The 15525-nt window shown below is 49.9% G+C and carries 15 protein-coding genes and 1 pseudogene; 13 read left to right on the top strand and 3 right to left on the bottom strand.

The genetic code is table 11. The annotated features are described in order from the left end of the window. Nucleotides 1-2 precede the first annotated feature (2 nt). Both KD909_RS06430 and KD909_RS06435 read right to left on the bottom strand, forming a co-directional pair. Nucleotides 3-1157 (bottom strand): MFS transporter, encoded by a 1155-nt coding sequence (locus KD909_RS06430; protein ID WP_211782711.1) that lies wholly within the window; start codon nt 1155-1157, stop codon nt 3-5. Next, on the bottom strand, nt 1154-2164 hold the full coding sequence (locus tag KD909_RS06435; protein ID WP_211782712.1) for an ROK family protein: 1011 nt from the start codon (nt 2162-2164) through the stop codon (nt 1154-1156). Before KD909_RS06435 ends, KD909_RS06430 begins: the two co-directional genes overlap by 4 nt. A 226-nt stretch (nt 2165-2390) precedes the next feature. Here KD909_RS06435 and xerD point away from each other — a divergent pair, with 226 nt between their 5' ends. The 6 genes from xerD to KD909_RS06465 all read left to right on the top strand — a co-directional run bounded on the left by xerD (nt 2391) and on the right by KD909_RS06465 (nt 7619). Then, a complete protein-coding gene (gene xerD, locus KD909_RS06440; RefSeq protein ID WP_031423423.1) occupies nt 2391-3275 on the top strand; it encodes a site-specific tyrosine recombinase XerD in 885 nt (294 codons plus the stop codon). Between the two features lie 23 nt (nt 3276-3298). Then, nucleotides 3299-4465, top strand: a complete 1167-nt coding sequence (gene deoB, locus KD909_RS06445) for a phosphopentomutase (RefSeq protein ID WP_012726502.1) — start codon at nt 3299-3301, stop codon at nt 4463-4465. Between the two features lie 13 nt (nt 4466-4478). Further along, nucleotides 4479-5288 carry a purine-nucleoside phosphorylase gene (locus tag KD909_RS06450; RefSeq protein ID WP_012726501.1) on the top strand — a complete coding sequence of 270 codons (810 nt, stop codon included), beginning with the start codon at nt 4479-4481 and terminating at the stop codon, nt 5286-5288. A gap of 28 nt (nt 5289-5316) precedes the next feature. Beyond that, a complete protein-coding gene (locus KD909_RS06455; protein ID WP_012726500.1) occupies nt 5317-6618 on the top strand; it encodes a pyrimidine-nucleoside phosphorylase in 1302 nt (433 codons plus the stop codon). Nucleotides 6619-6732: 114 nt separating this feature from the next. Continuing rightward, nucleotides 6733-7173: a peptidylprolyl isomerase gene (locus tag KD909_RS06460; protein WP_012726499.1), complete on the top strand. Its 441-nt coding sequence runs from the start codon at nt 6733-6735 to the stop codon at nt 7171-7173. An 89-nt stretch (nt 7174-7262) separates the two neighbouring features. Continuing rightward, nucleotides 7263-7619 carry a GCN5 family acetyltransferase gene (locus KD909_RS06465; protein WP_031423428.1) on the top strand — a complete coding sequence of 119 codons (357 nt, stop codon included), beginning with the start codon at nt 7263-7265 and terminating at the stop codon, nt 7617-7619. Nucleotides 7620-7665: 46 nt separating this feature from the next. Here the strand turns inward: KD909_RS06465 and KD909_RS06470 are convergent, their stop codons facing one another. Then, entirely contained in the window at nt 7666-8148 is a 483-nt protein-coding gene (locus KD909_RS06470) for a DUF309 domain-containing protein (protein WP_211782713.1), read from the bottom strand. 83 nt (nt 8149-8231) lie between these two features. Here KD909_RS06470 and KD909_RS06475 point away from each other — a divergent pair, with 83 nt between their 5' ends. The 7 genes and pseudogenes from KD909_RS06475 to KD909_RS06505 all read left to right on the top strand — a co-directional run. Next, nucleotides 8232-8999 (top strand): segregation/condensation protein A, encoded by a 768-nt coding sequence (locus KD909_RS06475; protein ID WP_211782714.1) that lies wholly within the window; start codon nt 8232-8234, stop codon nt 8997-8999. Next, nucleotides 8977-9570: an SMC-Scp complex subunit ScpB gene (scpB, locus tag KD909_RS06480; protein ID WP_074036818.1), complete on the top strand. Its 594-nt coding sequence runs from the start codon at nt 8977-8979 to the stop codon at nt 9568-9570. The genes KD909_RS06475 and scpB overlap by 23 nt, the downstream gene beginning before the upstream one ends. Nucleotides 9571-9574: 4 nt before the next feature. After that, nucleotides 9575-10333 (top strand): pseudouridine synthase, encoded by a 759-nt coding sequence (locus tag KD909_RS06485; protein ID WP_012726494.1) that lies wholly within the window; start codon nt 9575-9577, stop codon nt 10331-10333. 136 nt (nt 10334-10469) lie between these two features. Continuing rightward, nucleotides 10470-11051: a thiol-disulfide oxidoreductase ResA gene (gene resA / locus KD909_RS06490; protein ID WP_047795228.1), complete on the top strand. Its 582-nt coding sequence runs from the start codon at nt 10470-10472 to the stop codon at nt 11049-11051. A gap of 19 nt (nt 11052-11070) precedes the next feature. Continuing rightward, the gene (locus KD909_RS06495) at nt 11071-12615 is read left to right on the top strand and encodes a cytochrome c biogenesis protein ResB (protein WP_211782715.1); all 1545 of its coding nucleotides are present in this window, start codon (nt 11071-11073) and stop codon (nt 12613-12615) included. Next, on the top strand, nt 12615-13799 hold the full coding sequence (gene ccsB, locus KD909_RS06500) for a c-type cytochrome biogenesis protein CcsB (RefSeq protein WP_012726491.1): 1185 nt from the start codon (nt 12615-12617) through the stop codon (nt 13797-13799). Before KD909_RS06495 ends, ccsB begins: the two co-directional genes overlap by 1 nt. Before the next feature lie 327 nt (nt 13800-14126). Further along, nucleotides 14127-15472: pseudogene (locus KD909_RS06505) on the top strand (IS1182 family transposase); the annotation flags it as partial. Nucleotides 15473-15525: the final 53 nt, after the last annotated feature.

The raw sequence follows: 15525 nt of genomic DNA on the forward strand, positions 1-15525 counted from the left end.
TCCTATGATGTTCGTCTAATCAATTGATTCAGCCGTTCTGTATTGAAGAGCATGCCAGCCATAATCAGGATGATCACAAGCGGTAAAAAACGGAGTGACGTCACAGATACAATCAATCCGAATAACGGGGGAAGAAACGTACTCCCTGAGTAGGCGAATGACATTTGAAACCCCATCAAACGTTTCGATTGTGCCGAACCGAATCGATTCGGCGTTTCGTGAAGCATGCTCGGATAAATCGGAGCCAATCCAAAGCCGATCAGCATCAAGCCGACGAGCATCGTTCCGGAAATTGGGATGAAGAAGAGGATGCTTCCGACAAGGGCGAGTATTTGTCCCATCCGAATCATTTGTTTGTTCGTAAAACGGAATGAGAGGAACCCGCTCACGAACCGTCCGATTGTGATACTGCCATAGTAGATGGACACCCATGCCGCAGCCGTCGCGATGGAGAACTGTTTCATCTGCACGAGATAACTGCTCGTCCATAACCCAATCAACGCTTCGACCCCGCAGTAAAGTAGAAATGTGGCCAATGCATAGGACACCCCGGTCGGTAGCTTGCGATCGAGTGTCGTGACGGCTGTTTCTTGAGGATGTGCAGTGGAATCCTCTTTCTGTTTCCAAAGTGGGAAAGACAACCACAATACGAGAGCTAAACTGAACTGAACGGCGGCGATAATCAAATAGCCGTCACGCCATCCATCCTCTGTTAATACACCCGCCATGACGAGTGGTCCCCCGGTCGCGCCGATTCCCCAAAAGCAGTGTAGCCAGTTCATATGATGTGCTTCGTAATGTTCGGCAACGTAATGATTCAGAGCGGCATCGACGGCACCGGCGCCTAGACCGAGTGGGATGGCAAATACGAATAGCCAACCGATTGAAGGAGCAGAGTAGAATCCGAACAGACAGAGCGCTGTGAGTAATGTCGAACCGAACGTGACTTGTTTCGTGTCAAAACGTTCCAATAGTTTACCGCTCAGTAGACTCGAAAGAATCGTTCCCCCAGCAATCGTCATGAAAATCCATCCGACCATCGATACGGGTGCGGAGAATTCTTGATGCATAAGTGGCCACCCGACACCGATGAGGGCATCCGGAAGACCGAGGCTGATAAACGCGAGATAGATCACGGCCAACAATACAATCGTCATACGTCACCTCGCGGAATCGTTTCGAGCATCAATTCAATGCCGAGTCGAGCCAACCCGAAAAAGTAATCTTCCTCCCATTCTCCGATTTGAAGACGAGGAATGTGACGAGAGGGAAGATATCGTTCGCATGCGCGGCCGATGTGAGACAGATCGTCTAGAAGGAGGTCGACATCTGAAAAGATGAAGGTGTGTGGGTTGAGTGTCGCAGCAAATGTAGCGACGAGCCGTCCCAATGCATCGATTTCTTCTTTTCTCAGAAGGTATGGTCCATAAGGTTTATTTTTTATGCGGTCATAAAATGATGCATCGTTATAAAGCGGAAGAAATGAAACTTCACCACTGAATCCGGATTGTCCCCGAGCGACATGTCCATCGAGCAAGATACCAGCACCCGGACCATTCTTTCCGAGGCCGAGATAGACGATGGACTGATGTGTTGTGGTCTCATCTCGTATGGAAAATCCATAAACGGCGGCATTCATATCATTTTCAATGACGACCGGAAGTCCAGTTCGTTCCATCAACCAGTTCTTCAAATCTAAATGCGCCAGTGATGGATATTCTGGGGCGAAAACAATTCGACCCGTATCGACTGCAGCGGCGACACCGACAGAGATGGCACCGATTTTTATTGTGTGCTCATCGAATGTATCGACGAGTTTGCCTAACGTCTCTAAATGCGTGCCTTTGACTAATGTTACACCTTCTTCAAGAATCTGAGTTTGACAGTCAATTAAGCGATAGTGAATCTCGCTCGCTTCGATGTATAGGGTCAGGCAATGACGAAAGGTGGGATTGTACCCATAACTTTTTGCGGGCCTACCTCCTTTTGAGGCATGTTGACCGTGTTCGATGACTTCACCGTGTTCGATCATGTCATCGATTATCTTCTTGACGGTAGGGAATGAAACGTGCGTGACCATACTCAACTCGGAAATTGTCGATACGTTGTGTAGGACGATCTGCTTTCGAATGTCGACTAGTAATTCATGCTGTGGATCTTTCATCACGATTGAGCTCCCATCTACTTTTTAAAATATTTTAATAAGTCGCTTGTAGTATATCGCTTCTCATTTGAACATGCCAGAAAAATAAGAAATTTGAGATGTATTTTTGTCACGTGAACGTTCACAAAAAAGTGAATAAAAAATGAGGTCAGACATCTTCACAACAGTTTACATAAGTGATATGCTGTAAGCGTATTCAGGTGAAACGAGGAAGGAGGAGGGTATGATGCGTTCGCATATCGAGTCATTTCTTCAATATATGACAGTCGAAAAGCGGATGTCCGCGAATACGAGACAGGCGTATGCGAGCGATTTGACGCAGTACGCATCGACCTTGACCCAACTTGGGGTAGAAGAGTGGAATGAGGTGACACGTTCGCATATCGTCAAACATATCGAAGAGCTGTCGCAAGCGGGGCGAGCCTCGTCTTCATTGAGACGAGCAGTCAGTTCAATCCGGATGTTCCATCATCATCTCAAAATGACCGGAGTCACGACGACTGATCCGTCACTTTACCTAGAATCCCCAAAAGCAGAAAAGCAACTTCCGGACACGTGGTCACAAACGGAAGTCGAGCGACTGTTGGACAGCGTCCCGACGTCGGACCCGCTCTCACTACGAGACCGGGCTATGCTGGAGTTGCTTTACGGGACGGGGATGCGGGTCAGTGAACTTTTAGGTTTGGATTTGGATGATTTGCAGTTCGAATTGGGGTATCTACAATGTGAAGGGAAAGGTGAGCGCGCACGAATCATCCCGGTATCCTCGGTCGCCCAAAGTTTCGTCGAGCGTTATATCCAACAAGCTCGTAACGGACTTGGCGGTAGAGAGACCGAAGCGCTCTTTTTAAACGGCCGAGGAGGACGGCTCAGTCGTCAAGGATTTTGGAAGATGATCAAACGACGAGCCAAACTTGCTGGAATTGACAAAGAAATCACACCTCACGTACTCCGTCATTCCTTTGCGACACACCTTCTCGAGAACGGTGCGGATTTACGCGCCATTCAACAGATGCTCGGTCATGCGGATTTAGCGACGACGCAAGTGTATACACACGTCAACAAATCGCGTCTGCATGATGTGTATCGTAAGCATCACCCTCGTGCCTAGACACCGAAAAGGAGGAATTTTTTGTGAAGAAGTTTAAACGTATTTTCTTAGTCGTCATGGACTCGGTCGGGATCGGTGAAGCACCAGATGCCGAACAGTTCGGTGACAAAGGGGCCGACACGCTTGGGCATATCGCGCGTGAACATAACGGATTGAACATGCCGAACATGGGTAAACTCGGACTTTCGAACATCAAGCCGATTCAAGGCATCGATGCATCGGACGCACCGAGTGCGTATGGTCGCATGGAAGAAATCTCAGCTGGTAAGGATACGATGACGGGCCATTGGGAAATCATGGGACTCCATATCGATACACCATTCCGCGTGTTTGAGGAGTTTCCAGATGATTTGATTCACCGTCTTGAAGAGTTCAGCGGACGTAAAATCATCGGAAACAAACCGGCGTCCGGAACAGAAATCTTGGACGAACTCGGTGAAGAGCATGTCAAGACGGGAGCCCTCATCGTTTATACATCTGCCGACTCGGTTCTTCAAATCGCAGCACACGAAGAGATCGTACCAATTGATGAATTGTATCGCATCTGCGAATACGCACGTGAAATCACACGTGAAGACCCGTACATGCTCGGACGAATCATTGCTCGCCCGTTCCTTGGGACACCAGGAGCATGGGTCCGTACGGCGAACCGTCACGACTACGCACTGAAACCATTCGGCAAGACCGTCATGAACACGCTCGAGGAAGCTGGGAAAGACGTCATCGCATTAGGGAAGATCAGCGATATTTACGATGGTGAAGGCGTGACAAAAGCGGTCCGCACGAAATCGAACATGGACGGCATGGACAAATTGGTCGAGTCGCTCGAGGAAGACTTCGAAGGACTTTGCTTCTTGAACTTGGTCGACTTCGACGCGTTGTTCGGTCATCGCCGTGACCCGGAAGGTTATGCGGTCGCGCTTGAAGAGTACGACGCTCGCCTACCGGAAGTGATGGAGCGTCTTCGTGAAGATGACCTGCTCATCATCACGGCTGACCACGGAAATGATCCTGTTCATGCTGGGACAGACCACACGCGTGAATACGTTCCGCTCATCGTTCATCACAACGGAGCGAAGGCAGTCGATTTGGGTATTCGCGGAACATTCGCGGACATCGGGGCGACCGTCGCTGACAACTTTGACGTCGCGGCACCATCACACGGAAAGAGTTTCTTAAACGAAATTTGAGGAGGCAATATTCATGGTAAATTGGAACGAAACAAAAGCGTTTTTGCAGGAGCGTATGGGCAGTACACCAGAAATCGGACTCATTCTAGGGTCAGGACTCGGAGTCCTCGCGGACGAGATTGAGAACCCGGTCGCCATTCCATATGAGGAGATCCCGCACTTCCCGGTATCGACAGTTGAAGGACATGCGGGGCAACTCGTGTTCGGTGAGCTCGAAGGGAAACGGGTCGTCGCCATGCAAGGACGGTTCCACTTCTATGAAGGATACTCGATGGAACAAGTGACGTTCCCTGTACGTGTCCTCAAGCTGATTGGTGTCGAGACTCTCATCGTCACGAACGCGGCAGGCGCATGTAACGAGTCATTCAACCCAGGCGACTTGATGATCATCACAGATCATATCAACTTCTTCGGTACGAGCCCGCTCATCGGGAAGAACGCGAGTGAATTCGGAACACGTTTCCCTGACATGTCAGAAGCGTACGATAAAGAGCTCGTGAAATTGACAGAACGCGTCGCGTCAGACCTTGGACTTTCTGTACAAAAAGGGGTTTACTTCGGAAACACAGGTCCTACGTACGAAACACCGGCTGAAGTCAAAATGGCCCGTCTTCTCGGGGGAGACGTCGTCGGGATGTCGACTGTTCCAGAAGTCATCGTCGCGCGTCATTCGGATATGCGCGTCCTCGGGATTTCGTGTGTCTCGAACATGGCAGCAGGTATCTTAGATCAACCACTCAACCATGAAGAAGTCATCGAAACGACAGAGCGCGTTCGTCAAGACTTCCTCTCTCTCGTACGTGGCACGATTAAAAGCATGTAAGTAACTTAATTTTAGGAGGACGACAGTTATGCGTATGGTCGATTTGATTTTAAAGAAACGTAACGGTGGAGAATTGAACGAAGAGGAGATTCGCTTCGTTGTCGAAGGTTTCACGAACGAATCAATCCCTGACTATCAAATGTCAGCCTTATCGATGGCCATCTATTTTAACGGGATGACTGAAAACGAAACGGCTGCCTTGACGATGGAAATGGTGAAGTCGGGAGATACGATCGACCTTTCCAATATCGAAGGGAAAAAAGTCGACAAGCACTCAACGGGCGGCGTCGGTGACAAGATCAGCTTGATTGTGGCACCACTCGTTGCTTCAATCGGCATCCCTGTCGCGAAGATGAGTGGTCGCGGTCTCGGTCACACAGGTGGTACGATCGATAAGCTCGAATCATTCCCAGGGTTCAACGTAGAATTGACGGAAGAGCAGTTCACGAAACAAGTAAACGATATCAAGATGTCGATCATCGGTCAGACAGGGAACTTGACACCTGCGGATAAGCGCTTGTACGCACTTCGCGACGTCACGGCTACGGTCGAGTCGATTCCGCTCATCGCAAGTTCAATCATGTCGAAGAAGATTGCAGCTGGAGCGGACAGCATCGTCCTCGACGTCAAGACAGGTTCTGGTGCGTTCATGAAATCGTTTGATGATGCGAAAGCCCTCGCGGAAGAAATGGTAGCGATCGGGAAAAACGTCGGTCGTAAGACGGTAGCGGTCATCACGGACATGGACCAACCACTCGGTTTTGAAATCGGGAACGCGAACGAAGTGAAAGAAGCGATTGAAGTCCTCTCAGGTAAAGAAGTCGAAGATTTGAAAACAATCGCGCTCACGATTGCTGGACATATGGCTGTCCTCGGTGAGTTTTATCCGACGTTTGAAGAGGCGTATGCCGACCTTGAGAAGCGCATTGCCGATGGACACGCCCTCGAGGTGTTCCGCAAGTTCGTCGAAGCACAAGGTGGCGACGCATCACTCGTAGATGATGTGACGAAATTACCACAAGCTTCATATGAGACGACATTCGTCGCAAAAGAAGCAGGTTATGTCGAGTCGATCATCGCAGACGAAGTAGGTGTTGCGGCGATGCTTCTCGGTGCAGGACGCGCGACAAAAGAAGACAAAATCGATTTCGCGGCAGGCATCACGCTTGAGAAGAAAGTCGGCGACCGTGTCGAGGCAGGCGATGTGATCGCGGTACTCCGTTCGAACATCGAAGACATGTCTTCAGCCATCGAGCGTTTAGACCATGCTTATACGATCGGTGCAACGAAACCAGAGGCACGTCCACTCGTTCACGCAGTGATTCAATAAGGCAGAACGTCTGTTTCCACAAAAAAGTGGAGACAGACGTGTTTTTTTGATAAGATGGGTAATGTGAGTGTCAAACAGCAGGATACATATTATGAAAAAGGGGTTGCTTGAAACATGAAAAAAGGTTCTATGAAACTTGAAAATGGCGAAATGATTGAATTTGATTTATTCCACGGTGAAGCACCGATCACGGTCGAAAACTTCGAAAAACTTGCGAACAGTGGGTTTTACAACGGATTGACGTTCCACCGTGTCATCCCTGGCTTCGTCAGCCAAGGTGGTTGCCCACAAGGAACTGGAATGGGCGGTGCAGGCTATACGATTCCTTGTGAGACATCGACATCGTTCCCGCACAAACATGAAGCGGGTTCTCTTTCAATGGCCCACGCAGGTCGTAACACAGGGTCTTCACAGTTCTTCATCGTCCATGAGCCACAACCGCATTTGGATGGTGTCCATACGGTATTCGGTAAAGTGACATCTGGTCTTGAGCATGCCGTCAAACTTCGTCAAGGTACGAAGATGGCAGAAGTGAAGGTTTGGGACGAGAATTGATTTTTGCCTGAAGGGTATGGCACAATGAACCATGTCTCTCACGTGTTCACGTCGTGAAACTTGAATGACAAAAGGTGGTGAACCCAGCGATGCTGGTCAAATATAAACGTTCTTATGAAAAGACGGCGATGGGTCTACTCGCATTCTCATGCAGTGACAAATCTCCGCTAAGCTTGCTTGAACTCGTCCGATCGTATGACGAGGAGGAGTCGAAGTTCCTCTATTTGTGGAAAGTCGGTGAAGACTTCGTTGGTATCATTGGTATGGAGCAACAAGGGACGACAATGGTCATCGACCATATCGCCTTGTCGCCATCATTCCGTGGCGAGAAACGTTCTTACGAGCTTTTAGACGAGGTGAGAAACGTCCTTCCACTTGATTTGACGCTAACCGGTACAGGCAAGACGGGCGATTTATTGGATAAATGGAACCAATTAGTCGTCTGATGACAAAACCCCCGCAATCTTGGACTGCGGGGGTTTTGCATGTACTTCAAGAGGGGCTGGCGGAATTCCTCGTGCGTTGCCGTTCTAAAAGTGCCAGCTCTCGTTCCGTGATGACCTCACTCCGATCACGGTGAAGATGCTTATGAACGAGTTCCTCGAACGACAGGTCCGTTGCAGGAAACGTCGATTTCAGTGATTCGACCGTGTCACGAACATCCTGTTGTAAGGGGAGCTTCGTGTGTAACGGCCATTCATCAAGCTGTGCGACGAAGGAGTCGACGTCAAGACCGAGTTCATTTAAATAAGGGGAAGCGATGTCGATCTTTCGGCGTAAGAGTCGCAAGCTCTTTTTCGCGCCGATGAGATTGTCTCGTCGTAAATGATAGTGGATGACGGCGTATTGGATGAGTGCCGCATAGCCGTGATGACGACGTCCGTCTGCCTGCCACGCCTCTTCTAATACCTCATGACATTCGAAATAATCGGCATGACATTCAAAAAGCAACGTATAATGAATAAAAGGGGTCATGAATCAATTTTCTCCTTTCGTGTCCACGGTGTTATAAAACATGTTATACTAAAGCGCAAAAATGTAAAATGGCAGGTGTCTCTATGGAAGCCTATAACGTTAAAATTGATACGTTCGAAGGTCCACTCGACCTGTTGCTCCATTTGATTGGAAAAATGGAGATTGATATCGTCGACATTTCCGTGGCAGAAGTCACTGACCAGTATGTCGGCTATATTCGCACGATGCAAAAATTTGAACTCGATGTGGCCAGTGAATACTTGGTCATGGCGGCGACGTTGCTCCAATTGAAGAGCAAGCAATTGTTACCGCCTGTTCAGGTCGAGGATGAAGAGGTTCCAGACTTCAGTGAGGAACCGACACGTGAGGGACTCATTCGTCAATTGATTGAATACAAAGCATATAAAGAAGCGGTCGTCTTCATGCGTGAACAAGAAGAACACCGTCTTGAATTGTATACGCGACCGGGTGAAGATTTGACGACGTATATGTCTGAAGAGGTGTCTAAGTATGACGGTCCACTCAACTTCTCCGATCTATTGCACGCCTATTCGAAGATGATTGAACGGAAACGTTGGAAAGAACGACGCAAAAAGACGATCAAGCGGGAAGAGCGTACGCTTGAAGAACAGATGACGCGTCTTCATGAACATGTGTCGTCGACGAGACAAACATCGTTTTTCGCCTTTTTTGTTGAACGACCGAACGTCTCAGATCTCGTCGTGACGTTTATGGCGCTTTTGGAGCTGATCAAGTTGCAAATCGTCGAAACGAAACAACTCGACCAAGATATTCAAATCTCATTCATTGAAGCGTCAAAGAAAGGGGATGAAGCGGTTGCTGTCTTATGAGACGATTATTGAAGGATTGCTGTTCGTCGTCGGTGATGAAGGGATGGAAGTACGCGCGCTCGCCGAGACGCTCGATATCTCAGAAGCTGCGGCACGAGAACAGCTCAGTAAGCTAGAGACATCGTTCAAATCATCGAATCGGCCGTTTCAGCTCATGGAATCGGCAGGTGTCTATAAGCTCGTGACCGTTCCGGACGTCTCTCCGTACATTCAAAAATATGTCGGGACGATGGCTGAGCAGGCGCTCTCACGTGCAGCGATGGAGACGCTTGTTATCATCGCCTACAAACAGCCGGTCACACGAGCGGATATCGAAGAGATTCGCGGGGTCAAAGTCGAACGGGTCATCCATACGTTGTTATCAAAAGGATTGATCGAATCGGCTGGTCGTGCGAAGACGATTGGTCGTGCCAAGCTGTATCGTACGACAGAGCACTTCCTCGACCATTTCGGGTTCAACTCGCTCGAAGAATTGCCACCATTAACATTTGAGGATGAACTGACAGACGAAGGCGATTTGTTCTTCGGTCAGGAATCACCGAAGCAAGAAGAGAGATTGGAGAAGGATTAATCATATGGAACGTTTGCAAAAAGTAATCGCACAAGCGGGGGTCGCCTCGCGTCGGAAAGCGGAAGAAATGATTTTGGATGGTCGCGTCCGTGTCAACGGAAAAGTCGTCCGTGAACTCGGGACGAAAGTTGGACCGAAGTCAGAGATTGAAGTCGATGGCGTCAAAATCGAACAAGAAGAGCATGTCTACTATTTACTCTATAAACCAAGTGGCTACGTCTCGACGGTCGATGACGACAAAGGACGTAAAGTCATCACAGACCTCGTCCCGCCAGGAGCACGTGTATTCCCGGTCGGTCGTCTTGACTACAACACGACGGGTCTCATCATCTTGACGAACGATGGTGAGTTCTCGAACATGATGACACACCCGAAATATAAAATTCAAAAGCGTTATGTGGCAAAAGTGAAGAACATCCCATCTTACTTGGCCATCAAACAGCTTGAGTCTGGCGTCGAACTCGATGACGGATTCAAAACGGGAAGTGCGAAAGTGAAGATGAAGTCTGTAGACCAGAAGAAGAACACAGCCATCCTCGAAATCGTCATCTCGGAAGGTCACAATCGTCAAATCCGTCGGATGGTGGAAGCCATTGGTTCAGAGGTCATCAAACTGAAGCGTGAACAGTTCGGTTTCTTGACGCTCGACGGTCTGAACACGGGCGACTGGCGTGAACTTTCACACAAAGAAATCAGTAAGCTTCGTGAACTTGCGAACCCTACCGTTCCACCGAAACCACGAGGCAAAAAGAAGAAAAAATAACAACAAAAAATCGTCCTGAAATAGGATGATTTTTTTGATTGTGTAGATTGTGTGACAAAAAAATGAAAAAAGTCTGTTAATGTGCGTTTTTAATGTTTTTTCAGTACAATAGCAACTGAAGGATGGTGTGAAAACGATGACAAAAGATCAACAAAAAGACGACCGGATGGAACAAGCGGTCGCAAAAAAGAAAAAGAGGTCATTTTGGCGGATGATGATCATGACGGTCGTTCTCTTCGCGGGAGCGGTTACGATCATGCAAACATTCGATCAAGCGGGTAACGATGGACGCATCGAGGCGGGCGACGAGGCACCGAACTTCAAGCTCGTCACGCTCGACGGTTCGACCTTGTATGAGCGAGACAACTACGAAGGGAAAGGGATGCTCTTGAACTTCTGGGGTACGTTCTGTGAACCGTGTAAGAAAGAGATGCCGGTCGTACAAGAAAACTATGCGACACTTCAAGACATGGGTGTCGATTTTTGGGCCGTGAACGTCGGAGAGACACCGCTTCGTGTCGATAATTTCATCAACGACCTCGGTGTCGGGCTCGACTATCCGATTTTGATGGATACCCAGAGCGAAGTCGAAGGAGCGTATGGCATTTATAACCTACCCGTCACATTCGTCATCGATGGTGAAGGGAACGTAATTGAAAAGTATGAAGGTGAACTCACGAAAGAGAAATTGATGGAGCTAGCCGAGAAGTCATTGTAAGCGAACGGGGGACGCACAGATGCTAGATATGAAATACGAAGGCGCTGATTTACGGTCGAAGCGTCGTCCGAAATCGATCATTGACCGTGTGTGGAACTTCTTTGCATCGGTCAAAGTGGGGTTGTGGTTAATTGCATTGATTATTGTCGGTTCGGCAATCGGAACAATCTTTCCTCAAGAGATGTACATCCCACAACAGTTACCGCCTGAACAATATTATATGGAGGAGTATGGAACACCGGGTTCTATTTATTACGCCCTCGGATTCCATAACCTATACACATCGTGGTGGTACATCGGTCTGATTGTCATGTTGACGCTCTCACTCGTCGTCGTGTCGATTGACCGTGGGGTTCCGCTCTATAAGGCGCTTAAAAAACAACCGGTCAGACGGACAGAACGTTTTATGAAGGGGCAACGTCTCTTCGGACAAGGTGATGGGACGGAGGCTCAAATTGACGAGATCGCAGTCGCACTTAAAAAGAAACGATATACCGTCAAACGGGACGGTGATGCTCTGTTAGCAGAGAAACACCGGTTTGGTCGTTGGGGTCCGTACGTCAACCACCTCGGACTTGTCATCTTCTTCCTAGGGGCGATGCTGCGAGTGTTCCCTGCATTCCATACGGATACGCTCGAATGGGTGCGTGAAGGCGACACGGTGTCGCTAGAGGCGACTGACGGCGAGTACTACTTACGGAACGACCAGTTCATTCTTGAAATGTACGACCCTGAAAACAATGAGGAGGACGCGAAGTTTGCGGCCGCCATTGAAAAAGCAGGGGCCGTTCCGAAAAATTATGAGACAGAGTTGACGTTATTCAAAAAGACGGGAACGAACGAGGACGGATCGCCGCAACTCGAACAAGTCGATGTCGGTTCGACGAAAGTCAACCACCCGTTTAAGTTCGATAAATTTGAAGTGTATCAGGAACAATATTCAAGCCGTCCAGAGTTCTTATCGATGTCGTTCATGTTGGCAGATAAAGAAACCGGCGACGAATATGGTCCGTTCAAAGTCGATTTGGAGAATCCAGAGAAGTCTTATGAACTCGATGGGGTCACCGTCACGTTGAAGGATTTGTATCCAGACTTCGAAGTGAAAGATGGGCAACCGAATACGAAGTCACCACGTGCACTGAATCCGGCCTTCTTCTTCAACGTCGAATCACCTGAAGGCGAAACGGAGTCGAATTTGATTGGCATTCGTCTGAATGTCGCTGATGAAGAGAACCGCTATGAAGTGCAATTTGCGGGAACGGAGATGGCGAGCACGAGTGGTCTACGTGTGAAGAGTGACTCCACTTATCCGATTTTGATCGTCGGTGCCACAATCTTTATGATCGGTATTGCGATGGGCATGTACTGGCCACACCGTCGCGTTTGGATCCGTCGCCATGAAGAGGGTGTGCTCGTCGCTGGTTTTACGAACAAAAACCCGTCCTCGCTCCGTCGTGAAGTGTCGCCGCTATTAGAACAAAGTGGCTTACCGATGTGGGAAGACCAGGCGAGATTTACAGAGAAGTCGGAGAATGAGTCAACAGATGAAAGAGGGGAATCTTGATGGAATGGATTGAATGGAGCAGCCGAATGCTGTTTATCGCGTTCTTCCTATATGCAATCTCAACGGTTCTCTTTACGATTGCCGTCAGCGGTATGCGTAAAGATCGAAACGTCAACCGTGTTGCCTATGGGAAATACGCTTTTATCTTGGCAATCATTGGCTTTATCGCTCAAATGACATATTTCTTTATGCGTTGGGCAGGTGTCGGCTATGCGCCGGTATCAAACTTATACGAATATACGACGTTCTTCGGTATGATGATGGTGCTCGGGTTCCTCGTCGTATATGGAATCTATAAAAATGATGTACTCGGCTTGTTCGCGATGCCGGTGGCGTTACTCGTCATCGCCTTCGCCTCGATGTTCTCAAGTGAGGTCGCACCGCTCATCCCGGCACTCAACAGTGTATGGTTGAAAATTCACGTTACGACGGCTGCGCTCGGACAAGGGATTTTGGCAATCAGTTTTGCATCGGGTCTCATTTTCTTATTGAACGAAACATCGATGAAAGAACAGTCTAAGTCACGGACGTGGCTCGAAGTGACGATGTTTGTCCTCATGTGCACGCTCGGCTTCATCATCGTTTCGATGTTATTCAAGGGAATCGGTGCCGGCGGTGTCGTCGAGTTCACGAACGACCGCGGTCAAGCAGAGACGTATGAATATTTCATGCCGATTTTGTTCGTCCCAGAAGGGGCACAACTCGTGTCTGGCGCGAGTGGCTTGTCACTCGAGCTCCCGAACTGGATCAATACACTCAAGTTGAACACGCTCATCTGGTCGGTCATCGGCGGAATTGTGATTTACGTGTTGCTCCGTTTTGTCATCTTGCGCAAACGTGTCGCTGAAGCGCTTCAACCCCTTGCGAAAAAAGTCGACCTCGACCTCGCTGATGAAATCAGCTATCGCTCGGTCGCGATTGGATTACCGGTCTTTATCCTTGGTGGTCTGATTTTTGCGATGATTTGGGCACAAATTGCCTGGAACCGTTTCTGGGGATGGGACCCGAAAGAAGTTTGGGCCCTCATCACGATGCTGATCTATATCTATTACTTGCATATGCGCATTCAGCGTGGCTGGACAGGAACGAAAGCGGCATGGTTATGTGTCGGTGGATTTGCCATCATCATGTTCAACCTCGTCTTCGTCAACTTGGTTATCGCCGGTCTTCATTCATATGCCTGACATAAAAGAAGTCACAATTGTGACTTCAGCTTGTTGACAAATAAGATGTTCGAACTCGTCCTTCCGGCGCCCACGCTTTCCGCAGGCAATCCCGGAGCCGCATCGCGACTCAGGTCGCTGCTGGGTCTCCGTCGGATTGCTTTCCTGCAGGAGTCGGGGCGCCGTGGGACGAGTCACACGAATGGTCGCCACCTTTGGCGGCCATTTGTCTTTTTCTGAGGCCTCGATGGCCGAAGAAAAAGCCCGATACATACTTCGAACCCTTACAAACGGGGAAAGAAGAAGGTAAATACCAAGTTCGCCCGTCATCAAAAGGAGGAACCCGATATGTATCGCGCCCATTCTGAGAAACGACATGAACCGATCCAGTCCAAGACCACGTTGGACCAGCTGGTCCCGCAGGATCATCTCGTCCGGAGACTCGACCGTCACATCGACTTCTCGATCGTGCACCGGCTCTGCGCCCCGCTCTATTCGAACACCGGTACGCCCGGCATCGATCCGGAGATCATCATCAAGATCATCCTACTCGGACCCCTGTTCAACATCCGTTCCGTGCGCCAGACCGTGAGGGAGGTTCAGACGAACCTCGCCTATCGCTGGTTCCTCGGTCTCGGCATCGATGAGAAGGTTCCCGACCATTCGACGATCAGCCAGGCCTACCGCCGACGCTTCCAGGGGAACGACGTGTTCCAACAAATCTTCGAGGACATCGTCCGACAGGCGGAATCTCACGGTCTCGTCTCCGGGCGCATCCTGATCACGGATTCCACGCACATCCGGGCGAACGCGAACAAGAAGAAATTCGACAAGGTCGAGGTCGAACGGGTCGTCGGTGCGATCGAGGACGAGCTTCTCACCCGCGTGAACGAGGAACGGGCCGAACGCGGAAAAAAGAACTGAAACCGGCATCTGAGAAGAGGGAGTGCCGGCTCGTCAAGGTGAGCCGGACCGACCCGGATGCGGGATACATGTATCGTGACCAGAAGCCGGAAGGCTTTTTCTGGCTGGCGCATCGGACGGTCGACGCCAAGCACAATTTCATCGTCGATGTACACGTCACACCCGGGAACGTCTCGGACAGCACCGTCTATCTCAATCGGCTAGACCATGTCCTCGAACGTTTCCATTTCCCGCTCGAGGCGGTCGCACTCGATGCAGGCTACTTCACGACCGGGATCGCGAAGGCGCTCGTCGAACGGGGCATCTTCGGGGTCATCGCCCGGAGGCGTTTCGGTGGGAAGAAGGGGATGTTCCGCAAGACCCGGTACACGTACCTGCCCGAGGAAGATGCGTATCTCTGTCCGGCGCGACAGCGCCTCACCTATCAGACGACGGACCGCCACGGCTATCACCATTACGTCTCCGACCCCTCCATCTGTCAGAACTGCCCTCTCCTCGAGAAGTGCACGTCCAGCCGGACGCACCGAAGGGACATCACACGCCACGTCGATGAACATTACCGCGAGCAGGTGAACGAGAACCGCCTGTCCGCGTCCGGGAAATCCCTCTACCGACTGCGGCCGCAGACCGTCGAGCGCTCGTTCGCCGATGGGAAAGAGCTCCACGGGCTCCGTTTCACCTTCTACAGGGGGACCGCGAAGGTCCAACGCGCCAATCTGGTGGCAGCCACCGCACAAAACATGAAGAAGCTGGCCAACCTGTTGGCCAGAAAGGACCGTCTACATAACATTTCTTCAATCTTTTGTCGGGCAGAACGCCTCAA

It is taken from the genome of Exiguobacterium sp. PFWT01 (assembly GCF_018255795.1).
GTDB lineage: Bacteria > Bacillota > Bacilli > Exiguobacteriales > Exiguobacteriaceae > Exiguobacterium.

Coding starts and splice junctions, on each gene's coding strand:
- KD909_RS06430 (WP_211782711.1), bottom strand. CDS start 1,157: ATGACGATTGTATTGTTGGCCGTGATCTATCTCGCGTTTATCAGCCTC.
- KD909_RS06435 (WP_211782712.1), bottom strand. CDS start 2,164: ATGAAAGATCCACAGCATGAATTACTAGTCGACATTCGAAAGCAGATC.
- xerD (WP_031423423.1), top strand. CDS start 2,391: ATGCGTTCGCATATCGAGTCATTTCTTCAATATATGACAGTCGAAAAG.
- KD909_RS06450 (WP_012726501.1), top strand. CDS start 4,479: ATGGTAAATTGGAACGAAACAAAAGCGTTTTTGCAGGAGCGTATGGGC.
- KD909_RS06455 (WP_012726500.1), top strand. CDS start 5,317: ATGCGTATGGTCGATTTGATTTTAAAGAAACGTAACGGTGGAGAATTG.
- KD909_RS06460 (WP_012726499.1), top strand. CDS start 6,733: ATGAAAAAAGGTTCTATGAAACTTGAAAATGGCGAAATGATTGAATTT.
- KD909_RS06465 (WP_031423428.1), top strand. CDS start 7,263: ATGCTGGTCAAATATAAACGTTCTTATGAAAAGACGGCGATGGGTCTA.
- KD909_RS06470 (WP_211782713.1), bottom strand. CDS start 8,148: ATGACCCCTTTTATTCATTATACGTTGCTTTTTGAATGTCATGCCGAT.
- KD909_RS06475 (WP_211782714.1), top strand. CDS start 8,232: ATGGAAGCCTATAACGTTAAAATTGATACGTTCGAAGGTCCACTCGAC.
- scpB (WP_074036818.1), top strand. CDS start 8,977: ATGAAGCGGTTGCTGTCTTATGAGACGATTATTGAAGGATTGCTGTTC.
- KD909_RS06485 (WP_012726494.1), top strand. CDS start 9,575: ATGGAACGTTTGCAAAAAGTAATCGCACAAGCGGGGGTCGCCTCGCGT.
- resA (WP_047795228.1), top strand. CDS start 10,470: ATGACAAAAGATCAACAAAAAGACGACCGGATGGAACAAGCGGTCGCA.
- KD909_RS06495 (WP_211782715.1), top strand. CDS start 11,071: ATGCTAGATATGAAATACGAAGGCGCTGATTTACGGTCGAAGCGTCGT.
- ccsB (WP_012726491.1), top strand. CDS start 12,615: ATGGAATGGATTGAATGGAGCAGCCGAATGCTGTTTATCGCGTTCTTC.